Source organism: Pseudomonas beijingensis (genome assembly GCF_030687295.1).
GTDB classification, from domain to species: domain Bacteria; phylum Pseudomonadota; class Gammaproteobacteria; order Pseudomonadales; family Pseudomonadaceae; genus Aquipseudomonas; species Aquipseudomonas beijingensis.
Genome location: NZ_CP117425.1, coordinates 2,135,660 through 2,159,705, shown reverse-complemented (window position 1 = coordinate 2,159,705; position 24,046 = coordinate 2,135,660). Strand labels below are relative to the sequence as shown.

25 protein-coding genes are annotated in these 24,046 nt (G+C 61.8%); 3 read left to right on the top strand and 22 right to left on the bottom strand.

What is annotated here, in order from left to right; all coding sequences use genetic code 11:
• Window positions 1-46: 46 nt before the first annotated feature.
• The 3 genes from xseA to leuA all read left to right on the top strand — a co-directional run bounded on the left by xseA (window position 47) and on the right by leuA (window position 4,383).
• A complete protein-coding gene (gene xseA / locus PSH84_RS09705; protein ID WP_305482750.1) occupies window positions 47-1,426 on the top strand; it encodes an exodeoxyribonuclease VII large subunit in 1,380 nt (459 codons plus the stop codon).
• A 3-nt stretch (window positions 1,427-1,429) separates the two neighbouring features.
• Window positions 1,430-2,251 (top strand): peptidoglycan DD-metalloendopeptidase family protein, encoded by an 822-nt coding sequence (locus PSH84_RS09700; protein ID WP_305482748.1) that lies wholly within the window; start codon window positions 1,430-1,432, stop codon window positions 2,249-2,251.
• Window positions 2,252-2,703: 452 nt separating this feature from the next.
• Window positions 2,704-4,383, top strand: coding sequence for a 2-isopropylmalate synthase (gene leuA / locus PSH84_RS09695; protein ID WP_053118643.1), 1,680 nt, complete (start codon window positions 2,704-2,706; stop codon window positions 4,381-4,383).
• Between the two features lie 207 nt (window positions 4,384-4,590).
• Here leuA and PSH84_RS09690 read toward each other — a convergent pair whose 3' ends face one another.
• From PSH84_RS09690 to trmJ, 22 genes are all read right to left on the bottom strand, one after another.
• Window positions 4,591-5,010 carry a hypothetical protein gene (locus tag PSH84_RS09690; RefSeq protein ID WP_122568801.1) on the bottom strand — a complete coding sequence of 140 codons (420 nt, stop codon included), beginning with the start codon at window positions 5,008-5,010 and terminating at the stop codon, window positions 4,591-4,593.
• 63 nt (window positions 5,011-5,073) lie between these two features.
• Window positions 5,074-5,868 carry an amidohydrolase gene (locus PSH84_RS09685; protein ID WP_122568802.1) on the bottom strand — a complete coding sequence of 265 codons (795 nt, stop codon included), beginning with the start codon at window positions 5,866-5,868 and terminating at the stop codon, window positions 5,074-5,076.
• Window positions 5,856-7,004: a pyridoxal phosphate-dependent aminotransferase gene (locus PSH84_RS09680; protein WP_305482746.1), complete on the bottom strand. Its 1,149-nt coding sequence runs from the start codon at window positions 7,002-7,004 to the stop codon at window positions 5,856-5,858. The genes PSH84_RS09685 and PSH84_RS09680 overlap by 13 nt, the downstream gene beginning before the upstream one ends.
• Before the next feature lie 181 nt (window positions 7,005-7,185).
• Window positions 7,186-8,658, bottom strand: coding sequence for a ribosome biogenesis GTPase Der (gene der / locus PSH84_RS09675; protein ID WP_058542534.1), 1,473 nt, complete (start codon window positions 8,656-8,658; stop codon window positions 7,186-7,188).
• Between the two features lie 200 nt (window positions 8,659-8,858).
• Window positions 8,859-10,010, bottom strand: coding sequence for an outer membrane protein assembly factor BamB (gene bamB, locus PSH84_RS09670; protein WP_305482743.1), 1,152 nt, complete (start codon window positions 10,008-10,010; stop codon window positions 8,859-8,861).
• Window positions 10,003-10,644 carry a YfgM family protein gene (locus PSH84_RS09665; RefSeq protein WP_003198017.1) on the bottom strand — a complete coding sequence of 214 codons (642 nt, stop codon included), beginning with the start codon at window positions 10,642-10,644 and terminating at the stop codon, window positions 10,003-10,005. The genes bamB and PSH84_RS09665 overlap by 8 nt, the downstream gene beginning before the upstream one ends.
• Before the next feature lie 40 nt (window positions 10,645-10,684).
• A complete protein-coding gene (hisS, locus tag PSH84_RS09660; protein ID WP_122568806.1) occupies window positions 10,685-11,974 on the bottom strand; it encodes a histidine--tRNA ligase in 1,290 nt (429 codons plus the stop codon).
• Between the two features lie 22 nt (window positions 11,975-11,996).
• A complete protein-coding gene (gene ispG / locus PSH84_RS09655) occupies window positions 11,997-13,106 on the bottom strand; it encodes a flavodoxin-dependent (E)-4-hydroxy-3-methylbut-2-enyl-diphosphate synthase (protein ID WP_003185136.1) in 1,110 nt (369 codons plus the stop codon).
• A 3-nt stretch (window positions 13,107-13,109) separates the two neighbouring features.
• The gene (locus PSH84_RS09650) at window positions 13,110-14,144 is read right to left on the bottom strand and encodes a RodZ domain-containing protein (RefSeq protein ID WP_122568807.1); all 1,035 of its coding nucleotides are present in this window, start codon (window positions 14,142-14,144) and stop codon (window positions 13,110-13,112) included.
• Window positions 14,144-14,902, bottom strand: coding sequence for a type IV pilus biogenesis/stability protein PilW (gene pilW / locus PSH84_RS09645; protein WP_053118628.1), 759 nt, complete (start codon window positions 14,900-14,902; stop codon window positions 14,144-14,146). Before pilW ends, PSH84_RS09650 begins: the two co-directional genes overlap by 1 nt.
• A gap of 12 nt (window positions 14,903-14,914) precedes the next feature.
• On the bottom strand, window positions 14,915-16,063 hold the full coding sequence (gene rlmN / locus PSH84_RS09640; RefSeq protein ID WP_122568808.1) for a dual-specificity RNA methyltransferase RlmN: 1,149 nt from the start codon (window positions 16,061-16,063) through the stop codon (window positions 14,915-14,917).
• A gap of 28 nt (window positions 16,064-16,091) precedes the next feature.
• Entirely contained in the window at window positions 16,092-16,517 is a 426-nt protein-coding gene (gene ndk, locus PSH84_RS09635; protein ID WP_042727994.1) for a nucleoside-diphosphate kinase, read from the bottom strand.
• Window positions 16,518-16,605: 88 nt separating this feature from the next.
• A complete protein-coding gene (gene iscX / locus PSH84_RS09630) occupies window positions 16,606-16,806 on the bottom strand; it encodes a Fe-S cluster assembly protein IscX (RefSeq protein WP_109753617.1) in 201 nt (66 codons plus the stop codon).
• A 13-nt stretch (window positions 16,807-16,819) separates the two neighbouring features.
• Window positions 16,820-17,161 carry an ISC system 2Fe-2S type ferredoxin gene (gene fdx, locus PSH84_RS09625; RefSeq protein WP_018611575.1) on the bottom strand — a complete coding sequence of 114 codons (342 nt, stop codon included), beginning with the start codon at window positions 17,159-17,161 and terminating at the stop codon, window positions 16,820-16,822.
• A 3-nt stretch (window positions 17,162-17,164) separates the two neighbouring features.
• A complete protein-coding gene (gene hscA / locus PSH84_RS09620; RefSeq protein WP_305469827.1) occupies window positions 17,165-19,027 on the bottom strand; it encodes a Fe-S protein assembly chaperone HscA in 1,863 nt (620 codons plus the stop codon).
• Between the two features lie 50 nt (window positions 19,028-19,077).
• A complete protein-coding gene (gene hscB, locus PSH84_RS09615) occupies window positions 19,078-19,599 on the bottom strand; it encodes a co-chaperone HscB (protein ID WP_122568810.1) in 522 nt (173 codons plus the stop codon).
• A gap of 8 nt (window positions 19,600-19,607) precedes the next feature.
• Entirely contained in the window at window positions 19,608-19,931 is a 324-nt protein-coding gene (gene iscA / locus PSH84_RS09610; protein ID WP_122568811.1) for an iron-sulfur cluster assembly protein IscA, read from the bottom strand.
• A 25-nt stretch (window positions 19,932-19,956) separates the two neighbouring features.
• A complete protein-coding gene (gene iscU, locus PSH84_RS09605; RefSeq protein WP_003185157.1) occupies window positions 19,957-20,343 on the bottom strand; it encodes a Fe-S cluster assembly scaffold IscU in 387 nt (128 codons plus the stop codon).
• A 43-nt stretch (window positions 20,344-20,386) separates the two neighbouring features.
• On the bottom strand, window positions 20,387-21,601 hold the full coding sequence (locus tag PSH84_RS09600; protein ID WP_305469825.1) for an IscS subfamily cysteine desulfurase: 1,215 nt from the start codon (window positions 21,599-21,601) through the stop codon (window positions 20,387-20,389).
• A 50-nt stretch (window positions 21,602-21,651) separates the two neighbouring features.
• Window positions 21,652-22,143: a Fe-S cluster assembly transcriptional regulator IscR gene (gene iscR / locus PSH84_RS09595; RefSeq protein WP_122568813.1), complete on the bottom strand. Its 492-nt coding sequence runs from the start codon at window positions 22,141-22,143 to the stop codon at window positions 21,652-21,654.
• A 268-nt stretch (window positions 22,144-22,411) separates the two neighbouring features.
• The gene (cysE, locus tag PSH84_RS09590; RefSeq protein WP_122568814.1) at window positions 22,412-23,188 is read right to left on the bottom strand and encodes a serine O-acetyltransferase; all 777 of its coding nucleotides are present in this window, start codon (window positions 23,186-23,188) and stop codon (window positions 22,412-22,414) included.
• Between the two features lies 1 nt (window position 23,189).
• Entirely contained in the window at window positions 23,190-23,960 is a 771-nt protein-coding gene (gene trmJ, locus PSH84_RS09585; RefSeq protein WP_305482741.1) for a tRNA (cytosine(32)/uridine(32)-2'-O)-methyltransferase TrmJ, read from the bottom strand.
• Window positions 23,961-24,046 lie beyond the last annotated feature (86 nt).

The window sequence follows — 24,046 nt, the reverse complement described above, 5'->3', positions numbered from 1 at the left end:
TCTAATTGTCTGCACACCATTGGCGAATCCCCTTATCATGCCGCCCATGATTAAAGATCCCTTTGCCCGACTGGGCCTGGACCGCGAAGTCCTGACTGTCAGCCAGCTCAACGGCCGTGCGCGGGTGTTGCTCGAAGACGTGTTCAGCAACATCTGGGTCGAGGGTGAGATCTCCAACCTCGCCCGTCCGGCCTCCGGCCATGTGTATTTCACCCTCAAGGACAGCGGCGCCCAGGTGCGTTGCGCGCTGTTCCGGCAGAACGCCGCGAGGGTGCGCCAAGCCTTGAAGGACGGGCTGGCGGTGAAGGTGCGCGGCAAGGTCTCGCTGTTCGAAGGTCGTGGCGATTATCAACTCATCCTCGACACCGTCGAGCCGGCCGGCGATGGCGCCCTGCGCCTGGCCTTCGATGCCCTGAAGGAGAAACTCAGCGCCGAAGGCCTGTTCAGTGCCGAGCGCAAGGTGCCGTTGCCGGCCCATCCGCAACGCATCGGCATCATCAGCTCGCCCACGGGGGCGGTGATCCGCGACATCATCAGCGTGTTTCGCCGCCGGGCGCCGCAAATTTCCCTGACGTTGATTCCCACCGCCGTGCAAGGCCGCGAAGCCACCGCGCAAATCGTCCGCGCCCTGAAACTGGCCGATGCCCGGGGTTTCGATGCGCTGATCCTGGCCCGGGGCGGCGGTTCGCTGGAAGACTTGTGGTGCTTCAACGAAGAAGCCGTGGCCCGGGCGGTGGACGCCTGTGTCACGCCGATCGTCAGCGCCGTGGGCCATGAAACCGACGTGTCCATCAGCGATTTCGTCGCCGACGTCCGCGCCCCGACTCCCTCCGCCGCAGCCGAACTGCTGGCGCCGGATGCCGGCGACCTGGTGCGTCGGGTCGAAAGCCTGCATCGCCGACTGGTGATGCGCATGCGTGACCGGTTGATGCGCGATCAATTGCGCCTCGAAGGCCTCACCCGACGCCTGCGTCATCCCGGCGAACGCCTGCGCCAGCAAGCCCAACGCCTCGACGACCTGGACATGCGCATGCGCCGGGCCTTCGAGCGCAGCCTCAACACCCGCCGCGAACGACTGATCCGCCTGGAAACCCGCCTGGCCGGGCAACACCCGGGCCGACAGCTGGCCATGTTGCGCCAGCGCCTGAACAGCCTGGCCGAACGCCTCCCCCGGGCCATGCGCGAAGGGCTCAAGGCACGACGCGTGCAATTGCACAACCAGATGCAGACGCTGCACATCGTCAGCCCCCTGGCGACCCTCGGCCGCGGCTACAGCATTTTGCTCGACGAACGCGGCCAGGCGATCCGCAGCGCCGGGCAAACCCAGACCGGCCAGCGCCTGACCGCCAAGCTTGGCGAAGGCGAACTGCTGGTGCGGGTCGAAGACAATCACCTGACGCCGGTCACCCTTTCTTTACTGGATTGATTCATGCCGCGATATCTCGCCCCCTTGTTCTTGCTGTGCCTGACCTTCAATGCCCACGCCGACAGCTACATCACCCGCCTGTTGAACAAACCGGTGCCCGGCGGCGTGGCGGTGGTGGACTTGGGCAGCGCGGCCCAGGCACCGAAAGCCACTTACCAGGGCAAGCCGGTGCTGGTGGTCAAGGAACAGCAAAACTGGCTGGCGATTGTCGGCATCCCGCTGACGGTCCAGCCCGGCACCCAGCAGATCAGCAGCGGCGGCAGCACCCAGCCGTTCGTGGTCGGCTACAAGAAGTACCCCGAGCAACACATTACCCTGAAGAACAAACGCCAGGTCAATCCGAACCCGGCGGACCTCAAGCGCATCGACGCCGAGCTGGCGGTGCAACTGAAGGCCTACCGCAGCTTCAGCCCGAACATCCCCAGCAACCTGTTGCTGGACAAACCGGTCAACGGCCCGCTGTCGAGCAAGTTCGGCGTGCGCCGTTTCTTCAACGGCGAAGAGCGCAACCCCCACGCCGGCCTGGACTTCGCCGTGCCCGCCGGCACGCCGATCAAGACCCCGGCCGCCGGCAAGGTGATCCTCACCGGCAATTACTTCTTCAACGGCAATACGGTGTTCGTCGACCATGGCCAGGGGTTCATCAGCATGTTCTGCCACATGTCGAAGATCGACGTGAAGATCGGCCAGCAGTTGGCCCGAGGCACGGTGGTGGGCAAGGTCGGCGCCACGGGCCGCGCGACCGGGCCGCACATGCACTGGAACATCAGCCTGAACGATGCGCGGGTGGATCCGGCGATTTTTATCGGGGCGTTTCAGCCCTAAGCCTTGTGGTGAAGCCAACGGCCTCTTCGCGAGCAAGCTCGCTCCCACATGGGTATTTCGGCGTTCTCAAAAACGCCGCTGTACCTGTGGGAGCGAGCTTGCTCGCGATGACGGCAGCCACAGCACCGCAACTCCATGAATTGCCAAGCTCCAAACATCGACGCAATAAAACTACAAATCCCCCAAGAACACGCGATTAAATCTCGCAAACCCTTCCAAAAACAGAACTTCTCTCAATTTTTTCCGACTGCTTGCGATCCGTCCCTCACGCGGTTAGGGTTGAAGCATGAAAACCTCTCACACCCTCATCCAGCTTCGCCAGCACCGCAGCCTGTGCCTTGTCAGCGCACGACTGCCGGGCTGAATCGCGGCACCTCGTCCCGGCTCTGAAGCCACCCCATTAGAACCACCGGCAGGCCGCCTTTTTCCGGCCACGACAATAAGGATTTCCCATGAGCATGCTCAAAGACCCGTCTTCCAAATACCGCGCCTTCCCGACCATCAACCTGCCGGATCGCACCTGGCCGTCGAAGACCATCACCGCCGCGCCGATCTGGTGCAGCTCCGACCTGCGCGACGGCAACCAGTCGCTGATCGAGCCGATGGACGCGGTCAAGAAGCTGCGTTTCTGGAAAACCCTGGTCGCGGTGGGCGTGAAGGAAATCGAAGCCTCGTTCCCGGCCGCGTCCCAGACCGACTTCGACTTCGTGCGCACCCTCATCGAAGAAGGCCACATCCCGGACGACACCACCATCCAGGTGCTGACCCAGGCCCGTGAAGACCTGATCGCCCGTACGTTCGAATCCCTGCGGGGTGCGAAGAAAGCCATCGTCCACCTGTACAACGCCACCTGCCCGTCGTTCCGTCGCATCGTGTTCAACCAGGACAAGGAAGGCGTGAAGGAAATCGCGGTGAACGCGGCCAAGCTGTTCGTCAAATACGCCGCGCAGCAGCCGGAAACCCAATGGCAGTTCGAGTACTCGCCAGAAACCTTCAGCGCCACTGAGCTGGAGTTTGCCAAGGAAGTCTGCGACGCGGTGATCGAAGTGTGGAACCCGACCCCGGAGCGCAAGGTGATCCTCAACCTGCCCGCCACCGTGGAAGTCGCCACCCCGAACATCTACGCCGACCAGATCGAGTGGTTCCACCGCAACATCACCCGTCGTGACAGCGTGCTCATCAGCCTGCACACCCACAACGACCGTGGCACCGGCGTGGCCGCCACCGAGCTGGGCCTGATGGCCGGCGCCGACCGTGTCGAAGGCTGCCTGTTCGGCAACGGCGAACGCACCGGTAACGTCGACCTGGTGACCGTGGCGCTGAACCTCTACACCCAGGGCATCAACCCTGAGCTGGACTTCTCCGATATCGACGGCGTGCGCAAAGTGGTCGAGGAATGCAACCAGATCCCGGTGCACCCGCGTCACCCATACGTCGGCGACCTGGTTCACACCGCGTTCTCCGGTTCGCACCAGGATGCCATCCGCAAGGGCTTCGCCCAGCAGAAATCGGACACCCTGTGGGAAGTGCCGTACCTGCCGATCGACCCGGCCGACATCGGTCGCAGCTACGAGGCGGTGATTCGCGTCAACAGCCAGTCGGGCAAGGGCGGTATCGCCTACCTGCTGGAACAGGAATACGGCATCAGCCTGCCGCGTCGCATGCAGATCGAGTTCAGCCAGGTGGTACAGCGCGAAACCGATCGCCTGGGCCTGGAAATGACCGCCCAGCAGATCCACGCCCTGCTGCAGCGTGAATACCTGCAAGCCAACACCCCGTACGCGCTGGTCAGCCATCGCCTGCAAGAGGAAAACGGCAACAGCGCCGTGGAAGTGGAAGTGGCGAGCAAGGGCCAGGGCGAGACCAACCTGCACTGGCGTGGCAGAGGCAACGGCGCCCTGGAAGCGCTGGTGGCCGGCCTGCCGATTCCGGTGGAGATCATGGACTACAACGAACACGCCATCGGCGCCGGCACCAATGCCAAGGCGGCGGCGTACATCGAATTGCGAGTCAACGGCGAGCGTGCGGTGCATGGCGTGGGCATCGATGAGAACATCACCACGGCCAGCTTCAAGGCACTGTTCAGTGCGCTGAACCGGTCGCTGAGCCAGCCGGAGGCCAAGGCGGCCTGATCCACCAATGAAATGCGAAAGGCCCCGGGGTGTGAACCCTGGGGCCTTTTTGTTTGGCGGGTGGTTTTGTGGTGACTGTCAGGGCCTTATCGCGAGCAAGCTCGCTCCCCCACGGGATCTTCAGTGGGGCCGAAAACCTGTGCCCGCCTCAGCCCCCCTGTGGGAGCGAGCTTGCTCGCGATGGCGGCCTGTCAGACACCCCAAATGTCAGGCATGGGTATCGATCGAAACGGTCATCGCCTGCAACAGCGCGGCCTGCAAGGTCTGCAAAGTCGCTTGGGTCGCCATGATCTGGGTCTGAATCGCCATGGTTTCCTGGGCTTTCTGCTCCTCATCAGCCCGGCTTTTTTGCACCCGAGCCAGCTGGGCTTGCTGTTCGGCCAGCAACTTCTCGGTCTGTTCGATCTGCTTCTTCAGTTGTTCGATGACATCGCCGCTGCCGCTGCTGCCGCCCGCACCTGCGATATTCGCGCCGCTGGTGTCGACTTTCAATTTCTTGTCTTTGTCTTCGCTGCTATCAGTCGATGCCACTGGACTGACCGCTTTCTCTTCTTCAGCCCCGCGGATGGAGACTTTAGGAGCCGACAATGGATAAGGGTTTACGGTGGTTGCGCTGATGCTGGTCATAGGGACTCCTCCTTGGCTGACCAGTTATCGGCACGTAACACCATTCCTTGAGGCTGAATCGTTTCAATTCGTGAATTCGAAGCGATCGGCATCCAGGTTCGCCGGAAACCGCGTGCGATAGGCCGCCAGGTCCATCGCGCTCAAACTTACCGTGAACACGCCATCGGCCTCGCCAGCGCTGAGCAAGGTTTCGCCCTGGAAGTCCAGCACCTGACTGTCACCGGTGTAGGCAAAACCCTTGCCGTCGGTGCCGACGCGGTTGACCGCCGCCACGTAGCACAGGTTCTCGATGGCCCGGGCCGGCAGCAGCCGGTTCCAGTGCATACGCCGCGCTCCGGGCCAGTTGGCGGTGTACAGCAGCAGGTCGGTGTCCTCGGCGTCGCGACTCCAGACTGGAAAGCGCAGGTCGTAGCAAATCAGCGGGCGAATCCGCCAGCCCTTGAGTTCGAACAGCACCTGTCGCTCGCCCGGCGTGTAGTGGTTGTGCTCCCCCGCCATGCGGAACAGATGACGCTTGTCGTAATGCAGCACTTCACCGTCCGGCCGCGCCCACAGCAGGCGATTGCGGTGGCTGCCGTCAGCGGCCTGGACGATCACACTGCCGGTGATGACCGCGTCCAACTTCGCCGCCTGCTCCGTGAGCCAACGACGGGTGGGCCCGTGTTCCGGCTCCGCCAGGGTCTCGGACTCCATGGAAAAACCCGTGGTGAACATTTCCGGAAGGATGATCAGGTCAGCCCCGCGCGCCTGCTCCAGCAGCGCTTCGAAATGCTCCAGGTTGGCCTCGCGGTCGTGCCAGGCCAGGGTGGTCTGGACCAGGGCAATGTCGAGGTCCGGCAACGCGCTCAAATCACGCATAGTTTTTCCGCCGCTTCGCGCAGCGTCTCCTCGCGTTTGGCAAAGCATAGGCGCACCAGGCGCTGGCCTTGGGGTGGGTCCTGGTAGAACACCGAGATCGGAATCGTCGCCACGCCATGCTCGCGGGTCACCCACACCGCCATGTCGACGTCATTCAGGTCCGGGCGAATCTGCGAATAATCCACCAACTGGAAATAAGTGCCGGTCACCCGCTTGAAGCTGAACCGTGACGGGGCCAGCAGATCGCAGAACAGGTCGCGCTTGGCCTGGTAGAAGTCCGGCAGTTCATCGACGTGTTCCGGATGCTCAGCCATGTAGTCGGCCAAGGCGTACTGCAACGGCGTTACGCCACAGAAGCTGACGTACTGGTGCACCTTGCGCAGTTCCGCCGTCAGGGCCGCTGGCGCCACCACGTAGCCGGTTTTCCAGCCGGTGACGTGGTAGGTCTTGCCGAACGAACTGACCACGAAAGCACGGCGGTACAGCTCTTCATGGGCCAGGACACTGGCATGGGCGACGCCGTCGAACACCAGGTGTTCGTAGACCTCATCGCTGACCAGGTAGATGTCCCGGTCGCGAATCAGCGCCGCCAATTGATCCAGTTCGGCGCGGCTGATCAGAGCGCCGCTGGGGTTGTGCGGCGAGTTGAGGATGATCATGCGTGTGCGCGGGCTCAGGGCTTCGCCGAGCTTCTCGAAATCGATGGCGAAGTCATCCAGGCCCAATGGCACGTGCACGCAACGCCCACCAGCCAATAGCACGGAAGGCTCGTAGCTGTCGTAGCTTGGGTCGAAGACGATCACTTCATCGCCGCTGTGGACCACCGCCGCGATGGCACAGAAAATCCCCTGGGTTGCGCCTGGGGTCACGGTGACTTCCTGATCGGCATCGACGTTGACGCCATAACTGCGGGCGATCTTCACCGCGATCTGCTGGCGCAGCGCCGGCAGGCCGGTCATCGGTGAGTACTGGTTATGACCTTGGGCAATGTGCCGGCCGACCGCATCGCGCAGGGCTTGCGGGCCATCGAAATCGGGAAAGCCCTGGGACAGGTTCAACGCGCCCGTCTGCGCGGCGAGCTGGGACATCTGGGTGAAAATCGTGATGCCGACGTTCGGCAACTTGCTGGTGATCATCGGGGTTCCCTGGGTCTGCACCCGGCTCAGGCGCGGCGCGGGAGAGCTCGAGGATAGCCCAATCGCCGGGCATGAAAAAGGGTGCCACACAGGGCACCCTTTTTCATGCTGAATACTCATGCCTGTGGGAGCAAGGCTTGCTCCCACAGATCAACATCCCAACTTTCAGATCCAGACTAGATCAGCGCTTGTCGCGGCGCTTCTTGTCAGCCTTCTTGTGGTGCGACATCAAGCGGCGCTTCTTGTTGACCTGGCGGTCGGTGAGCGTGTTCTTGTTGCCTTCGTACGGGTTCTCGCCGCCCTTGAACTCGATGCGGATCGGCGTGCCGACCAGCTTCAGGACGCGACGGTAGGTGTTCTCCAGGTAGCGAACATACGACTTGGGCACTTTCTCGATCTGGTTACCGTGGATCACGATAATCGGCGGGTTGGCACCGCCCAAGTGGGCGTAACGCAGCTTGATCCGACGGTTGTTGACCATCGGTGGCGCGTGCTCGCCTACCGCATCTTCGAGGATCTGGGTCAGGCGGTTGGTCGGCCAGCGGGTGACAGCCGACTTGAACGAGTTCTGCACCGAAGCGTAGAGGTTGCCCACGCCCGTGCCGTGCAGGGCCGAGATGAAGTGGATGTCGGCGAAGTCGACGAAGAACAGCCGGCGCTGCAATTCGACCTTGACGAAATCCCGCTCGCTCGGCGTCATGCCGTCCCACTTGTTGATCGCGATGACCAACGCACGACCGGCTTCCAGGGCAAAGCCCAGCAGGTTCAGGTCGTGATCGACCACGCCTTCGCGGGCGTCCATCACGAAGATCACCACGTTGGCGTCTTTGATCGCCTGCAGGGTCTTGACCACGGAGAACTTTTCAACTTCTTCGTGGATCTTGCCGCGCTTGCGCACACCGGCGGTGTCGATCAGCGTGTACTTCTCTTCGTTACGTTCGAAGGGAATGTAGATGCTGTCACGGGTGGTGCCGGGCTGGTCGTAGACGATGACCCGGTCTTCACCGAGCATGCGGTTGACCAGCGTCGACTTGCCCACGTTGGGGCGGCCGATGATCGCGATCTTGATCCCGTCTTTTTCGCTCGGGCCCGGAATGCGCTTGGCTTCCTCGCCTTCGGCAACGATCTCTTCCTCGCCCTCTTCCGGTTCTTCTTCGTCGTCCTTGGGGAAACTCTCCAGGGCGATTTCCAGCATCTGGGTGATGCCACGCCCGTGGGCGCCGGCGATCGGGATCGCCTGGCCCATGCCCAACGGTGCGAACTCGGCGCGGGCCATGTCCGGGTCGATGTTGTCGACCTTGTTGGCGACCACGTAGGAACGCTTGTTACGTTTGCGCAAATGCTCGGCGATCATCTGGTCGGCGGCGGTGAAACCGGCCTTGGCGTCTACCAGGAACAGCACCACATCGGCTTCTTCAATGGCGAGCAGCGACTGCTCGGCCATTTTTTCGTCCATGCCGTGTTCATCACCGGAGATGCCGCCGGTGTCGACCAGAATATAGGTACGCCCTTGCCACTTGGCCTCACCGTATTGGCGATCACGGGTCAGACCGGACAAGTCGCCGACAATGGCGTCGCGAGTCCTGGTCAGGCGGTTGAACAAGGTGGACTTGCCGACGTTCGGTCGGCCCACCAGGGCGATTACGGGAACCATGCGGCTCTCCACTTCGTTATTTCAGAAAATACAAAAGCCGCTGCGAGGCAGCGGCTGGTGCTCGGGGGCCATTCTGTAGGAGCGAGCTTGCTCGCGATAGCGGTAGTCCACTGACATGAATGTCGACTGATCCACCGCTTTCGCGAGCAAGCCCGCTCCCACATGAATGAAGCCGCTTGGGAATTAACCCAAGCATAGTCTTACTTGATGGTCAGGGCTTCCAGTTTGCCGCTGTTGCCATACACATAAATCATGTTGCCCGCCACCAGCGGACGGGCACGCAGGCCGTCGCTGTCGATGCGCTCACGGCCGACGAAACGACCGTCCACCTGGCTGAGCAGGTGCAGGTAACCTTCCAGGTCACCCACTGCGATGTAGCTGGAGAACACTTCCGGAGCCGACAGTTGACGGCGGGCCAGGGAGTCGTTGCTCCACAAAGCGGTGGTGGAACGCTCGTCAACGCCTTCGACGGTGCCCGAGGACAGGCTCACGTAGACGCTGCCAAAGCCCTGGGCGACACCGGCGTAGCTGGACGCATCGCGCTGCCACAGCGGACGACCGCTTTCCAGGTCCAGTGCCGCCACGCGGCCCTGGTAGCTGGCGACGTACAGCGTACCGCCGGACAGCAGCAAGCCGCCGTCGATGTCGACCACACGCTCCAGTTCCGAACGACCTTGCGGGATCGCTACGCGCTGTTCCCACACCGGCACGCCGTTGGAAATATCCAGGGCCACCACTTTACCGGTCGACAAGCCAGCCACCGCCAGGCGGTTGGTGACGATCGGTGCGCTGGTACCGCGCAAAGTCAGTACCGCCGGGGTGCTGTCGTACAACCAGCGCTGGTTGCCGGTAGCAGCATCCAGGCCGATCAGGCGGTCGTCCTGGGTCTGGACGACCACCACGTCACCGTTGGTGGCTGGCGGTGCGAGCACTTCGCTGGTCACGCGGGCGCGCCATTTTTCTTCACCGCTGCTCGCGTCCAGGGCGACGATCTCGCCCTTGAGCGTGCCGATCATGACCAGGCCGTAACCCACGCCAACGGCGCCGGAAACAGGCAGTTCAAGATCCTTTTCCCATTTGACGTCGCCGTTGGTGCGGTCCATCGCCATCACCACACCGGTGACGTCGCCAGCATAGATGGTGTCGCCATCGATGGCCGGCACCAGCATGTTGTAGGTTTCACCCTGGCCATCGCCGATGGAACGGCTCCACTGCTTCTGCAACACGACTTCTTCTTTGAAGTCGGTCAGTTCGGCTGGCGGCAGTTCTTTCTTGCTGTTGCTGCTGCAACCCGCGGCCAGAATGGCCAGGGCCAGCAATGCTGCATGTTTCCAACGGATCACGTCACGCATCCCCTTTGGCCAGGTCGTCCAGCTTGATTTGCAGGCCACCGACTGCGGCTTCATCCGACAGCGCAGCCTTGGCTTTTTGGTAGGCCGCATGGGCCTCATCGGCACGGCCCAGCTGTACCAGCAGGTCGCCCTTGAGTTCTTCGCGGGTCGCCAGGAATGCCTTGTCGGCATCACCGTCGAGCAGCTTCAACGCGTCTTCGGCCTTGTTCTGTGCCGCCAGCACCTGTGCCAGGCGCTGACGCGCCACTTCGCCCAGGGTCGGGTTGGCCGGTTTGTCTACGATACCCTTGAGCTCGGTGGCCGCGTCGTCCAGCTTGCCGCTGTCCACCGCGACCTTGGCCACGAACAGGCGACCGTACTGAGCGTAGGCGGTACCGCCGAATTCCTTGTCCAGCTTGCCGGCCAGGTCCGCCACGCGGGCCGCGTCAGGCTTGCCGTCCGGGGTCAGGGTGGTTTCCAGCAGTTGCTGGTAGAGCACCGAGGCGCCTTGCGACTGGTTGCTCTGGTATTTCTGGTAGGCCTGCCAGCCGAACACGATGACCAGCGCCAACAGGCCGCCAGTGACCAGCGGCTTGCCGTTGCGCGTCCACCAGTCCTTCAAATCCGCCAGCTGTTCATCTTCGGTACTCGACACCCCAATACTCCTTAATCGCTAAATCGGCTGTTTGACAGCTTCAACCCTGCACGACGCAGGTGGCCAGGTGTGCAGCAAGCGCATCCCAGGCAATGCTTTGTTGTTCGCCCTGGCCACGCAGGGGTTTGAAACCTACCACTTGTTGGGCCAGTTCGTCGTCACCGAGGATCAATGCGTACAGCGCACCGCTCTTGTCGGCTTTCTTGAATTGGCTCTTGAAGCTGCCGGCGCCGGCGTTGATCTGCAGGCGCAGGTTGGGCAACTGGTCGCGGATCCGCTCGCTCAACGACAAGGCGGCCAGTTCGGCGGCCTCGCCAAAGGCGCACAGGTAGACGTCGACCTGACGGGACAACTCTTCCGGCACCTTGTCCAAGGCTTCGAGCATCAGCACCAGGCGCTCGATGCCCATGGCAAAGCCCACGCCCGGGGTCGGCTTGCCGCCCATCTGCTCCACCAGCCCGTCGTAGCGGCCACCGGCACAGACGGTGCCCTGGGCGCCGAGCTTGTCGGTGACCCACTCGAAGACGGTCTTGCTGTAGTAATCCAGGCCGCGAACCAACTTGGGGTTGATCACGTAAGGGATGCCAACAGCGTCCAGGCGGGCTTTCAGCCCTTCGAAATGCGCACGGGATTCGTCGTCGAGGTAGTCGGCCATTTTCGGCGCGTCGACCAGGACCGCTTGGGTCTCGGCATTCTTGGTATCGAGCACGCGCAGTGGGTTGGTCTTCAGACGGCGCTGGCTGTCTTCGTCGAGCTTGTCCAGGTGGGCGGAAAGAAACTCCACCAACGCTTCACGGTAGCGGCCACGGGACTCGCTGGTGCCCAGGCTGTTGAGCTCGAGCTTGACCGCATCACGCAGCCCCAGCTCGCCCCACAGGCGCCAGGTCATGACGATCAGCTCGGCGTCGATGTCCGGGCCGTCGAGGTTGAACACTTCCAGGCCAATCTGGTGAAACTGGCGATAACGGCCTTTCTGCGGGCGCTCGTGACGGAACATCGGGCCGATGTACCAGAGTTTCTGCACCTGGCCGCCGCCGGTGATGCCGTGTTCGAGCACCGCACGCACGCAGGCCGCCGTGCCTTCGGGGCGCAGGGTCAGGGAGTCGCCGTTGCGGTCGTCGAAGGTGTACATCTCTTTTTCGACGATGTCGGTCACTTCACCGATGGAGCGCTTGAACAGCTCGGTGAACTCGACGATCGGCATGCGGATCTGCCGGTAACCGTAGTTATCCAGCAGGCGCGCCACGGTGCCCTCGAAATAGCGCCACAGGGGCGTCTGCTCGGGCAGGATGTCGTTCATGCCACGAATGGCTTGCAGAGACTTGCTCACGTGTATTCCTTAATCTTTCGACTTAACCGCGCGCGATGACCGCTGCGTCGGCTTCGACCTTTTCGGCCGCTTTCTGGCGAATCAGCCGTTCCAGCTCATCCACCAGATTGTCATTCGTCAGTTTCTGCGACGGCTTGCCGTCGATGTAAATCAGGTTCGGTGTACCGCCAGTCAGGCCGATATGGGCCTCCTTGGCTTCGCCCGGCCCGTTGACCACGCAACCGATCACCGCGACATCCAGCGGCACCAGCAGGTCTTCGAGGCGCCCTTCCAGTTCGTTCATGGTCTTGACCACATCGAAGTTCTGCCGCGAGCAGCTCGGGCAGGCGATGAAGTTGATGCCACGGGAACGCAGGTGCAGGGACTTGAGAATGTCATAGCCGACTTTCACTTCCTCGACCGGGTCAGCCGCCAACGAGATGCGGATGGTATCGCCAATCCCTTCGGCGAGCAGCATACCGAGGCCGACGGCGGATTTCACCGTGCCCGAACGCAACCCACCGGCTTCGGTGATGCCCAGGTGCAACGGCTGGACGATTTCCTTGGCCAGCAGGCGGTAGGCTTCGACGGCCATGAACACGTCGGAGGCCTTCACGCTGACCTTGAAGTCCTGGAAATTCAGGCGTTCCAGGTGCTCGACGTGGCGCAGGGCCGACTCCACCAGCGCCGCGGGGGTCGGTTCGCCGTATTTCTTTTGCAGGTCTTTTTCCAGGGAACCGGCGTTCACGCCGATGCGGATCGGAATGCCCCGGTCGCGGGCGGCATCCACCACGGCGCGCACACGGTCTTCGCGACCGATGTTGCCCGGGTTGATGCGCAGGCAATCCACACCCAACTCGGCCACGCGCAGGGCGATGCGGTAGTCGAAGTGGATATCGGCGACCAAGGGCACCTTGACCAGTTGCTTGATCTTGCCGAACGCCTCGGCGGCGTCCATGTCCGGCACCGATACCCGCACGATGTCGACACCGGCGGCTTCCAGGCGGTTGATCTGCGCGACCGTGGCGGCCACGTCATTGGTGTCGCTGTTGGTCATGCTCTGCACAGCGATAGGCGCATCGCCGCCCACGGGCACGTTACCGACCCAGATCTTTCGGGATTCGCGACGCTTGATTGGAGATTCGCCGTGCATGACTTATTGACCCAACTTCAGGCGAGCGGTCTCGCCACTGGTGAACGGAGCGATGTCGACCGGCTGGCCGTTGTAGCTGACCTGCGCGCCACGGGCATAACCCAGGCGTACGGCAAATGGCGGCTTGCCGTTGACGGCCGTGCTGTCGCCCTTGCGCTTGAGGCCGCTGAACAGCACCTTGCCGTTGCCGTCGGTGATCTGCGTCCAGCAGTCGGCGACAAACTGGATCTGCACCTGGCCTTCACCCGCGACGGGCGCCGGGGTCGGGGCTGCTGGAGCTGCCGGGGCGACTGGAGTGGTAGGTGCGGCGTGGGTCGCAGGCGCAGTCACGGTCGGTGCTGGCGTGCTCGGCGTGGCTGGTGCGGTAGCAATCGGTGCGCTGCCGGTGTTCGGGGCAGCCGGTGCCGTCGGCGTGGCCGGTGCTGGAACAGCCGGCTCGGCACCCGCCTGGGCATCGGCGGCGTCCGGGCTTTGTGGCAACGCCAGAGCGGTTTCGCCTTCAGCCTGGCCTTCGACGACGGCCTGGTCTTCCGGCTCGTCCAGCGGATGGATCTGGGTGGTGCCGTCGGCGCCCTCGACCTCAACGTGTTCAGGGCTCATGGCGACTGGTTCCTTGTTGCGCAAGGACGTCTGGTCCTGCCACCAGACAAAACCGCCACCAATCACCGCGATCAGCAGCAACAGGCTGACGATTCGCAAAATGGTGTGGGAAACGCGAACCGGCTCCTCGATGCGCCCCAGGCTGTGCACGCTGCTGCCCTGGGCATCGGAACCGGTGTATTGATCGAATTGCTGGACCAGCAGGGTCTGGTCCTTGCCAAGCAACTTGGCATAGGCGCGGATATAGCCCCGGGCGAAGGTGTGCCCAGGCAGCTTGTCGAACGCGCCCGCTTCCAGATTGCCCAGGGAAGCCACGGTAAGATTGAGCTTGAGGGCCACTTCGGCCAGCGACCAACCATTGCTTTCGCGGGCTTGACGCAGGGTCTCACCGGGATTTACGCGAGTCGCTGCTACAACTTCGGGATGCGCCGCTTTCATCATTGCTCCGACAGGTATTGCTGATATTCCGGCGTACCGGGATAGAGTCTTTTGAGTTGCAGGCCGTAGCTTGCAGCCTTGTCGCGATCTTCAAACACATGTGCCAGCCGAACGCCGAGCAATAGACTACGTGCATTTTGCTCGCTCAGCAGGCTAAAACGCTCGTAGTAGTCACGCGCGGGCACATAATGCCTGTCTTCGTAGGACAACTCAGCCATTTCCAGCAACGCCCGCGGTTGCTGGCGGTTGAGCCGCAGCGCCTTTTCCAGCTGCTGGCGGGCCAGGTCACGTTGGCCCAACTGCGCGGCCGTCATGCCGAGGTTCTCGAAAACCCGCGAACGCTCAGGGTAAAGGGTATCGGCGGCAGCCTGCTCGAAGCGCTCGTAGGCTTCCTTGTAGCGTTTCTGCTCGAAAAGAAAGCTGCCGTAGTTGTTCAGGATCCGTGCGTCCTGGGGCCGGCCAGACAGCGCCTTGCGAAAATGCTGGTCGGCCAGCTCCGGCTCCATCTCGGCCTGGAACACCAGGGCCAGGGCCGCGTTGGCATCCGGGTCGGAGTCGTCCAGTTCCAGGGCTTTCTTGAGCGGCACCTTGGCCCGTTCGGTCATGCCCTGCTGCAGGTAGCCGATGCCCAGTTGCACATAGGCCACACGTGCCTCGTCGCGCCCTTTGCTGGTCTTCATCGGGTTGTAGTCACCCGACAGGACACAACCGGAACAAAGGCCGGCCAACAGCAAAACGAGCGCGAAGCGCAGGGACATAGAGTTCCTCTCTTAGTGACTGTTCGCAGCGTTCTGCACCGCATCGTCCGCGGCGTTCAACTCACGCACGGCAATGTAGCGTTCGCTGCGACGGGTGCGATCCAGCACCTGTCCTACCAATTGGCCACAGGCGGCGTCGATGTCTTCGCCGCGGGTGGTGCGCACGGTGACGTTGAAGCCAGCGTGGTGAAGCTGATCCTGGAAACGACGAATCGCATTGTTGCTCGGACGCTCGTAACCGGAATGCGGGAACGGGTTGAACGGGATCAGGTTGATCTTGCACGGGATGTTCTTGAGCAGCTCGATCATCTCGACCGCGTGCTCGACCTTGTCGTTCACATCCTTGAGCAGCGTGTACTCGATGGTCAGCACGCGTTTTTCGCCCAGGGACGACATGTAGCGCTGGCACGACTCGAGCAGCATCTTAAGCGGATATTTCTTGTTGATCGGCACCAATTGGTTACGCAATGCGTCATTGGGTGCGTGCAGCGACAACGCCAGGGAGACGTCGATGTGCTTGGCCAGCTCATCGATCATCGGCACCACGCCGGAGGTGGACAGGGTCACGCGGCGCTTGGAGATGCCGTAGCCCAGGTCATCCATCATCAGGTGCATGGCGGAAACGACGTTGTCAAAGTTCAGCAGCGGCTCACCCATGCCCATCATCACCACGTTGGTGATGGCACGGTCGACGGTCGCCGGGACGCTACCAAAGGATTTGTTGGCAATCCACACCTGGCCGATCACTTCGGCGGCGGTGAGGTTGCTATTGAAGCCTTGCTTGCCGGTGGAGCAGAAACTGCAATCCAGGGCACAGCCTGCCTGGGACGAAACGCACAAGGTGCCGCGCTTGCCCTGGGGAATGTAGACGGTCTCGACGCAGCTGCCGGACGCCACGCGCACCACCCACTTGCGGGTGCCGTCGCTGGAGATGTCCTCGCTGACCACTTCCGGACCGCGAATTTCAGCAACTGCCTTGAGCTTTTCGCGCAAGGCCTTGCTGACATTCGTCATGGCGTCAAAGTCGTCGACGCCAAAGTGGTGAATCCATTTCATCACCTGGCCGGCACGGAAACGCTTCTCCCCGATCGAGTCGAAGAATTTCTCCATTTCCGGCTGGGTCAGGCCCAACAGGTTGGTTTTGCCGTTCGATGTAGTCATGGATTCACCTTCACTCAAAAGCCTGGGCTTAGCGAGTGGTTACTTCAGTAGCGGAGAAAAAGTAAGCGATTTCGCGAGCGGCAGCGGCTTCGGAGTCCGAACCGTGAACGGCGTTGGCGTCGATCGACTCGGCGAAGTCAGCACGGATGGTGCCAGCGGCGGCTTCTTTAGGGTTGGTAGCGCCCATCAGCTCACGGTTGCGAGCGATGGCGTTTTCGCCTTCCAGCACCTGAACGACAACCGGACCGGAAGTCATGAAGGCAACCAGCTCACCGAAGAAACCGCGCTCGCTGTGCTCAGCGTAGAAGCCTTCGGCTTCGGCTTTGGACAGTTGCTTCATTTTCGAAGCTACAACGCGCAGGCCAGCGTCTTCGAAGCGGGTAACGATCTTGCCGATCACGTTTTTAGCAACGGCGTCAGGCTTGATGATGGAGAAAGTACGTTGAACAGCCATGGTGTAACTCCAGAAACGGTAATTTGCGAAAAATTAAACCCGCGAATTATACGCGGGTTCAGGGGTATTGCCTAACCTGCCAGGTCGATCAGTCGATTTCTTCGATCCAGAGCGTCTGGACCGCTTCCAAGACCTTCTCGCCACAACGGCCAGAGGTATTGTCGAAATCGGGTAGCTCCATGATCCAGCGCTGCAAATCGACAAAATTCACAGTCAACGGATTCACGTCCGGCTTGGCTTCGGCCAGTTCTTCTGCGATGCGTTGTACATCATTCCAACCATAGCTCATGACAGTGTCACCATCAGTGCGGCGCTTCGGCCGCATGGTTAAGCGAATATTTCGGAATTTCGACGGTCAGGTCTTCGGTGCCGACGATGGCTTGGCAGCCCAGGCGCGATTGCGCTTCCAGACCCCAGGCCCGATCGAGGAAATCTTCCTCCAGATCGTCCGCTTCTTCCAGCGAATCGAAACCCTCACGAATGATGCAATGGCACGTCGTGCAGGCGCAGACGCCGCCACAGGCACTTTCCATCTCGATATGGTGCTCATGGGCCAGCTCGAGAATGGAAATCCCGGGCTCAGCCTCCACGACCATGCCCTCCGGACAGAACTTCTCGTGGGGCAGAAAAATCACCTGCGGCATCAGTTATTCCTCGATTTCATTCAGGTTGCGCCCCGCCAGGGCGGCTTTCACCGTCGAGTCCAGGCGGCGGGCAGCAAAGGCGTCGGTGACCTGCGACAGACGTTTGGTCTGCTGCTCGATGGCATAGCCATCGGTGCCTTTGATCAATTCGGACAATTCCTGCATCTGCAGCTCGATGACCATGCGCTCTTCAGCGTCGAGCAACCGGTCGCCGTCGGCTTCAAGGGCACCTTGCACGGCTTCGATCAGGCGCTGAGCGTCGACCTGCTGCTCGCGCAACACCCGCGCGACCTTGTCGTCGCTGGCGTGCTGGAAGGAATCCTTGAGCATCTTGGCGATTTCACCGTCGGTCAGGCCGTAGGACGGCTTGACCTGGATGCTCGCCTCCACGCCCGAAGCCAGTTCGCGGGCGGAGACGTTGAGCAAGCCATCGGCATCAACCTGAAAGGTCACGCGGATCTTCGCCGCACCGGCGACCATGGCCGGGATGCCGCGCAATTCGAAGCGGGCCAGGGAACGGCAGTCGCTGATCAGTTCACGCTCGCCTTGCAGCACGTGGACCATCATGGCCGACTGGCCGTCTTTATAAGTGGTGAAGTCCTGGGCGCGGGCAACCGGGATGGTGGTATTACGTGGAATCACCTTCTCCATCAGGCCGCCCATGGTTTCCAACCCCAGGGACAACGGAATCACGTCGAGCAGCAGCAATTCGCCGCCGTCGCGCTTATTGCCGGCCAAGGTATCGGCCTGGATCGCGGCGCCAATGGCGACCACTTGGTCCGGGTCGATTTCAGTCAGCGGCTGGCGTCCAAAGGCCTCGGCAACGGCTTCGCGAACCCGAGGCACGCGGGTCGAACCGCCGACCATGACCACGGCCTTGACGTCTTCCAGCTCTACGCCGGAATCGCGCACCGCGCGGCGGCAAGCCTTGAGGCTGCGGGCGACCATGGGTTCGATCAAGGCATCGAAGGCTTCGCGGGTCAGGGAGGCTTTCCAGTCGCCATAAGCAACTTCAACCGTAGCAGCGTCAGTCAAGGCTTCCTTGGCAGCGCAGGCGGTTTGCAGCAGATGGCGTTGCGCACCCGGGTCGAGGTCGGCGGAAAGACCCGCTTGCTCGATGATCCAGCCAGCGATGGCGTGGTCGAAGTCGTCACCGCCCAGGGCGCTGTCGCCACCGGTGGCCAGGACTTCGAAGACACCGCCGGTCAGGCGCAGGATTGAAATATCGAACGTGCCGCCGCCCAGGTCGTAGATCGCGACCAGGCCTTCGGCATGTTGGTCCAGGCCATACGCCACGGCAGCGGCCGTTGGCTCGTTGAGCAGGCGCAGCACGTTCAGGCCAGCCAGCTTGGCAGCGTCCTTGGTGGCTTGGCGCTGGGCGTCGTCGAAATAGGCCGGCACGGTAATGACCGCACCCACCAGTTCACCGCCCAACGCCGCTTCGGCGCGCTGGCGCAGGACCTTGAGGATGTCGGCGGAAACCTCGACCGGGCTTTTCGGGCCCTGCACGGTTTCGATGAACGGCATATGGGATTCGCCACCGACGAAGCGGTACGGCAGCTGGTCGCCCAATTGCTTGACGTCGGACAGACCACGACCCATCAAGCGCTTGACCGAGACAATGGTGTTGAAAGGGTCGGTGGCGGCGGCCAGCTTGGCCGACTCGCCCACTTCAACGCGGTCGGCGTGATAACGCACGGCGGACGGCAGGATCACCTGCCCCTGCTCGTCGGCCAGCGGTTCGGAAAGACCGCTGCGCAAGGCAGCGACCAGGGAATTGGTGGTACCCAAGTCGATCCCCACAGCCAGGCGACGCTGGTGTGGTTGTGGACTTTGGCCGGGTTCGGCGATCTGCAGTAGGGCCATCGTAATCAGGACTTATCTGTAATCAGGCGTGCGACCGGAGCGGCACTGGGTTAATCGTCGAGGCGCTCTTCTAACTGGCGCACTTCGTAGGTGAGCTTGTCGAGGAACTGCATGCGCCGCATCAGGCGCTCGGCCTGTTCGCGTTGCGCGGCATCGTTCCAGCAGGCTGCGAAGCTGTCGTTCAGTGTTTGCTGGGCGTCTTTCAAGCGCCGCTTGAATGCCGCGACACCGGCCAGGTCGGCGCTGTCCTGCAGGTCCTCGAGCTCTTCGCGCCACTGCATCTGCTGCAAAAGGAACTCGGGATCGTGGACCGTGACCTCCAGCGGCAACTCATGGCCGCTGATGGCGAGCAGGTAACGTGCGCGCTTGGCCGGGTGCTTGAGCGTCTGGTAAGCCTCGTTGAGGTTCGCCGACTGCTCGAGCGCCCGCCGCTGCTCCGCCTCGGAGGCATCGGCAAAGCGGTCGGGGTGGACGCCACGGGCCAGTTCCAGATAACGCGCGGACAACTGATCGAGGTCCAGCTGGAAAGCAGGCTGCAACTGGAACAACGCAAAATGACAAGGAGTACCCACAAGCTGCCTCAGATGTTGAAGCTTTCGCCGCAGCCACATTCACCGCGCACGTTGGGATTGTTGAACTTGAAGCCTTCGTTCAACCCTTCCTTGACGAAATCCAGTTCGGTGCCGTCCAGGTACGTCAGGCTTTTCGGGTCGATGATCACTTTCTGACCATGACTTTCGAATACCTGATCGTCTTCGCCCACTTCGTCGACGAATTCCAGCACATAGGCAAGACCAGAGCAGCCCGTGGTGCGAACACCCAGGCGGATACCCTCGCCCTTGCCGCGCCCCGCGAGGGAGCGCTGAATATGCTTAGCTGCCGCTTCTGTCATCTGGATAGCCATGGAAAACTCCTTACCGTAACGCGGATCAGATCAAGCCTTTCTTCTGCTTGTAATCGCGAACGGCGGCCTTGATGGCGTCTTCGGCGAGTACCGAGCAGTGGATCTTCACTGGCGGCAGGGCCAGCTCTTCGGCCAGCTGGGTGTTCTTGATGGTTTCGGCTTCATCAAGGGTCTTGCCCTTCATCCACTCGGTGGCCAGGGAGCTGGACGCAATGGCCGAACCGCAGCCGTAGGTCTTGAACTTGGCATCTTCGATGATGCCCTGCTCGTTGACCTTGATCTGCAGGCGCATGACGTCGCCGCACGCCGGAGCGCCGACCATGCCAGTGCCGACATCAGGATCCTGCGCGTCCATCTTGCCGACGTTGCGCGGGTTCTCGTAGTGGTCGATGACCTTTTCGCTATATGCCATTTGCTTCAATCCTCATCAGTGAGTCGCTCTGGTGGCGACTTCTTCAGTGCGCCGCCCACTCGATTTTCGAAATGTCGACGCCGTCTTTGTACATGTCCCACAGCGGCGACAGAGCGCGCAGCTTGGTAACGGCCTCGCAGACTTTCTGCGCGGCGTAATCGATTTCTTCTTCGGTGGTGAAACGGCCGAAGGTAAAGCGAATGGAACTGTGGGCCAGTTCGTCGTTGCGGCCCAGGGCGCGCAGTACGTACGAAGGCTCCAGGGACGCCGAGGTGCACGCCGAACCGGACGACACGGCCAGATCCTTGAGCGCCATGATCAGCGACTCGCCTTCAACGTAGTTGAAGCTCAGGTTCAGGTTGTGCGGTACGCGGGCGGTCATGCTGCCGTTGACGTAGAGTTCTTCGAGGTGCTCGACCTGCTTGAAGAAGCGGTCGCTCAGGGCCTTGATGCGGACGTTCTCGGCCGCCATGTCTTCTTTGGCAACACGGAAGGCTTCGCCCATGCCGACGATCTGGTGGGTCGCCAGGGTACCGGAACGCATGCCACGCTCGTGACCGCCGCCGTGCATGGTCGCTTCGAGGCGAACACGCGGCTTGCGGCTGACGTACAGGGCGCCGATGCCTTTAGGGCCGTAGGTCTTGTGAGCGGAGAACGACATCAGGTCGACTTTCAGCTTGGACAGGTCGATGTCGACCTTGCCAGTGGACTGCGCGCCGTCGACGTGGAACAGGACGCCCTTGGAACGGGTCAGCTCGCCGATGGCCGCGATGTCGTTGACGGTGCCGATTTCGTTGTTCACGTGCATGATCGAAACCAGAATGGTGTCGTCGCGCAATGCGGCTTCGACCATGGCTGGGGTGATGATGCCGTCTTCACCTGGCTCGATGTAGGTGACTTCGAAGCCTTCACGCTCCAGTTGGCGCATGGTGTCCAGGACAGCCTTGTGCTCGATCTTGGAGGTGATCAGGTGCTTGCCCTTGGTGTGGTAGAAATGCGCGACACCCTTGATTGCCAGGTTGTCGGATTCGGTGGCACCGGAGGTCCAGACGATTTCACGCGGGTCGGCGTTGACCAGGTCGGCGACCTGGCGACGGGCGTTTTCGACCGACTCTTCGGCCTTCCAGCCGAACACGTGGGAACGGGACGCCGGGTTACCGAAGTTTCCGTCGACCAGCAGGCATTCACTCATTTTTTGCGCAACACGCGGATCAACCGGGGTGGTCGCAGAGTAATCAAGGTAAATCGGCAATTTCATGGACTTTCTCCTAAATCAGGCTGGCTGGCGTTCCGCGTGCTCTGCGGCAGTCATTCGACGGCGGACGCTTCAATCTTGTCCAGGTGCAGCGTCTTGCCATTGCAACGGCGCTGGTCCTGACGCTGGGCTACTTCTTGCACCTCACGGCGAGTTACAAGGTCAGCCAAGCTGATACCGCTTAGAAATTCGTGAATCTGCAGGCTGAGGTCGCACCACAAGTGGTGGGTCAGGCAAGTATCGCCGCCATGGCAGTCGCCAAGGCCCTGGCATTTGGTCGCATCGACCGATTCGTTCACCGCATCGATCACCTGGGCGACCTGGATGCCCTGCATGTCGCGCGACAGCTGGTAGCCGCCACCGGGGCCGCGAACGCTGGAAACCAGGTTGCTGCGGCGCAGCTTGGCGAACAGCTGTTCAAGGTAAGACAGGGAAATGCCCTGGCGCTCGGAGATATCGGCCAGGGACACCGGCCCGTGCTGCGCATGCAATGCCAGATCCAGCATTGCGGTCACGGCGTATCGGCCTTTTGTAGTCAGTCGCATGGACAATTACCACGGAGTTCGGAATGGGGGCGAGTATGCAATTCCCGAGTATTTAAGTCAAGTATAAGACCTAGTGCTTTACTCAGGTTTACCCGCGAAAGAGCGCGCGCATGATAGCAAAGGCTGGCCAGTGGCGACCAGTGATACCGCGTTATCGTTCATCGCGAGCAAGCTCGCTCCCACATTGGATCTGCGGCGGCCTTCGAATTTGTGACCACTGCAAATCCCCTGTGGGAGCGAGCTTGCTCGCGATGGGGCCAGCAGGGTTTCAGCTGGCCTGAGTCTCATCCTTATCCTTCACACACGCGAAATCTTCCTCGCGCAGCTCAGGCAGGTCCTTGGCACAGTAATTACTGCCCAGGTCCTTCAGGGCGCCGCACATCCCCTCCAGGCGCCCATCGACGGCCTGCAGGTGATCGAGCAACTGGTTGATGGCGCGGGCGACCGGGTCGGGCATGTCCTCGCCAACACCGTAGGCGTCGAAGCCGATCTTCTCGGCCATGGCCTTGCGACGGGCATCCTGCTCCTCGTCGGATTTGACGATGATCCGGCCTGGAATACCCACCACGGTCGCGCCCGGCGGCACGGCCTTGGTCACCACGGCGTTGGAGCCGACTTTCGCCCCCGCCCCCACCGTGAACGGCCCGAGCACCTTGGCGCCGGCACCGACCACCACGCCGTCTTCCAGGGTTGGGTGGCGCTTGCCTTTGTTCCAGCTGGTGCCGCCGAGGGTCACGCCCTGGTACAGGGTCACGTCGTCGCCGATCTCGGCGGTTTCGCCGATGACGATGCCCATACCGTGGTCGATGAAGAACCGACGGCCGACCTTGGCACCCGGGTGGATCTCGATCCCGGTCAGCCAGCGGCCGAAGTTCGAGACCAGCCGCGCCAGCCACTTCCAGCCCATGTTCCACAAGGCGCCGGACAGGCGATGGATCCAGATGGCGTGCATCCCCGGGTAGCAGGTCAGCACTTCAAAGGCATTGCGCGCCGCCGGGTCACGATGGAAAACACTTTGGATATCTTCACGCAAACGTTCGAACATTTTATTTCTTCCGCTTAATCAGCTCGCCACGGGCCGCCTTCTGGGTTTCCGTGAGGATGCCGCGCAATATATTCATCTCCGCCCGGCTGACCGAGCTTCGTCCGTACAACCGACGCAGGCGCGCCATCAAGTGTCGCGGCTTTTCCGGGTCGAGGAATTCGATGTCCACCAGGGTCTGCTCCAGGTGTTCAAAGAATCGTTCCAGCTCGTCCATGGTCGCCAGTGTCTCACTGCGCGGCGACGTGACCTCGGTTTTTTCGACTTTGCTGGGCTTGCCTTCGGCCGCCAGCCAAGCCATGCGCACTTCATAACTCAACACCTGCACCGCCGCCCCCAGGTTCAAGGAACTGAACTCGGGGTCGGAAGGGATATGCACGTGAAAGTGACATCGCTGCAGCTCGTCGTTGGTCAGACCGGAGTCTTCACGGCCGAACACCAGGGCGATTTCAAAGCCTTGCGCGGCCTCCTCGACCACTTTGGTCCCGCATTCGCGGGGGTCGAGCAGCGGCCAGGGGATACGGCGGTCGCGGGCGCTGGTGCCGAGCACCAGGTTGCAACCCACCAAGGCATCTTCGAGGCTGGCGACGACCTGGGCGTTGGCGAGGATGTCACCGGCGCCGGAGGCCCGGGCGTCGGCTTCGTGATGGGGAAACAAGCGCGGCTCGACCAGCACCAGGCGCGACAGGCCCATGTTCTTCATGGCCCGCGCAGCTCCGCCGATGTTACCCGGATGGCTGGTATTGACCAGGACGACACGAATGTTCTGCAACAAGGGAGGCGCTCTCGAACACGATAAAGGGAGCAAATCTTACATAAGCACCTACCGTTAAGCTATGAAAGCGAACACCAACCTTCTCC

Bases quoted from the DNA above. Each gene is read 5' to 3' on its own strand.
- xseA (WP_305482750.1), top strand. From the start codon at position 47: ATGATTAAAGATCCCTTTGCCCGACTGGGCCTGGACCGCGAAGTCCTG.
- PSH84_RS09700 (WP_305482748.1), top strand. From the start codon at position 1,430: ATGCCGCGATATCTCGCCCCCTTGTTCTTGCTGTGCCTGACCTTCAAT.
- leuA (WP_053118643.1), top strand. From the start codon at position 2,704: ATGAGCATGCTCAAAGACCCGTCTTCCAAATACCGCGCCTTCCCGACC.
- PSH84_RS09690 (WP_122568801.1), bottom strand. From the start codon at position 5,010: ATGACCAGCATCAGCGCAACCACCGTAAACCCTTATCCATTGTCGGCT.
- PSH84_RS09685 (WP_122568802.1), bottom strand. From the start codon at position 5,868: ATGCGTGATTTGAGCGCGTTGCCGGACCTCGACATTGCCCTGGTCCAG.
- PSH84_RS09680 (WP_305482746.1), bottom strand. From the start codon at position 7,004: ATGATCACCAGCAAGTTGCCGAACGTCGGCATCACGATTTTCACCCAG.
- der (WP_058542534.1), bottom strand. From the start codon at position 8,658: ATGGTTCCCGTAATCGCCCTGGTGGGCCGACCGAACGTCGGCAAGTCC.
- bamB (WP_305482743.1), bottom strand. From the start codon at position 10,010: ATGCGTGACGTGATCCGTTGGAAACATGCAGCATTGCTGGCCCTGGCC.
- ispG (WP_003185136.1), bottom strand. From the start codon at position 13,106: ATGCACGGCGAATCTCCAATCAAGCGTCGCGAATCCCGAAAGATCTGG.
- PSH84_RS09650 (WP_122568807.1), bottom strand. From the start codon at position 14,144: ATGAAAGCGGCGCATCCCGAAGTTGTAGCAGCGACTCGCGTAAATCCC.
- pilW (WP_053118628.1), bottom strand. From the start codon at position 14,902: ATGTCCCTGCGCTTCGCGCTCGTTTTGCTGTTGGCCGGCCTTTGTTCC.
- rlmN (WP_122568808.1), bottom strand. From the start codon at position 16,063: ATGACTACATCGAACGGCAAAACCAACCTGTTGGGCCTGACCCAGCCG.
- ndk (WP_042727994.1), bottom strand. From the start codon at position 16,517: ATGGCTGTTCAACGTACTTTCTCCATCATCAAGCCTGACGCCGTTGCT.
- iscX (WP_109753617.1), bottom strand. From the start codon at position 16,806: ATGAGCTATGGTTGGAATGATGTACAACGCATCGCAGAAGAACTGGCC.
- fdx (WP_018611575.1), bottom strand. From the start codon at position 17,161: ATGCCGCAGGTGATTTTTCTGCCCCACGAGAAGTTCTGTCCGGAGGGC.
- hscA (WP_305469827.1), bottom strand. From the start codon at position 19,027: ATGGCCCTACTGCAGATCGCCGAACCCGGCCAAAGTCCACAACCACAC.
- iscA (WP_122568811.1), bottom strand. From the start codon at position 19,931: ATGGCTATCCAGATGACAGAAGCGGCAGCTAAGCATATTCAGCGCTCC.
- iscU (WP_003185157.1), bottom strand. From the start codon at position 20,343: ATGGCATATAGCGAAAAGGTCATCGACCACTACGAGAACCCGCGCAAC.
- PSH84_RS09600 (WP_305469825.1), bottom strand. From the start codon at position 21,601: ATGAAATTGCCGATTTACCTTGATTACTCTGCGACCACCCCGGTTGAT.
- iscR (WP_122568813.1), bottom strand. From the start codon at position 22,143: ATGCGACTGACTACAAAAGGCCGATACGCCGTGACCGCAATGCTGGAT.
- cysE (WP_122568814.1), bottom strand. From the start codon at position 23,188: ATGTTCGAACGTTTGCGTGAAGATATCCAAAGTGTTTTCCATCGTGAC.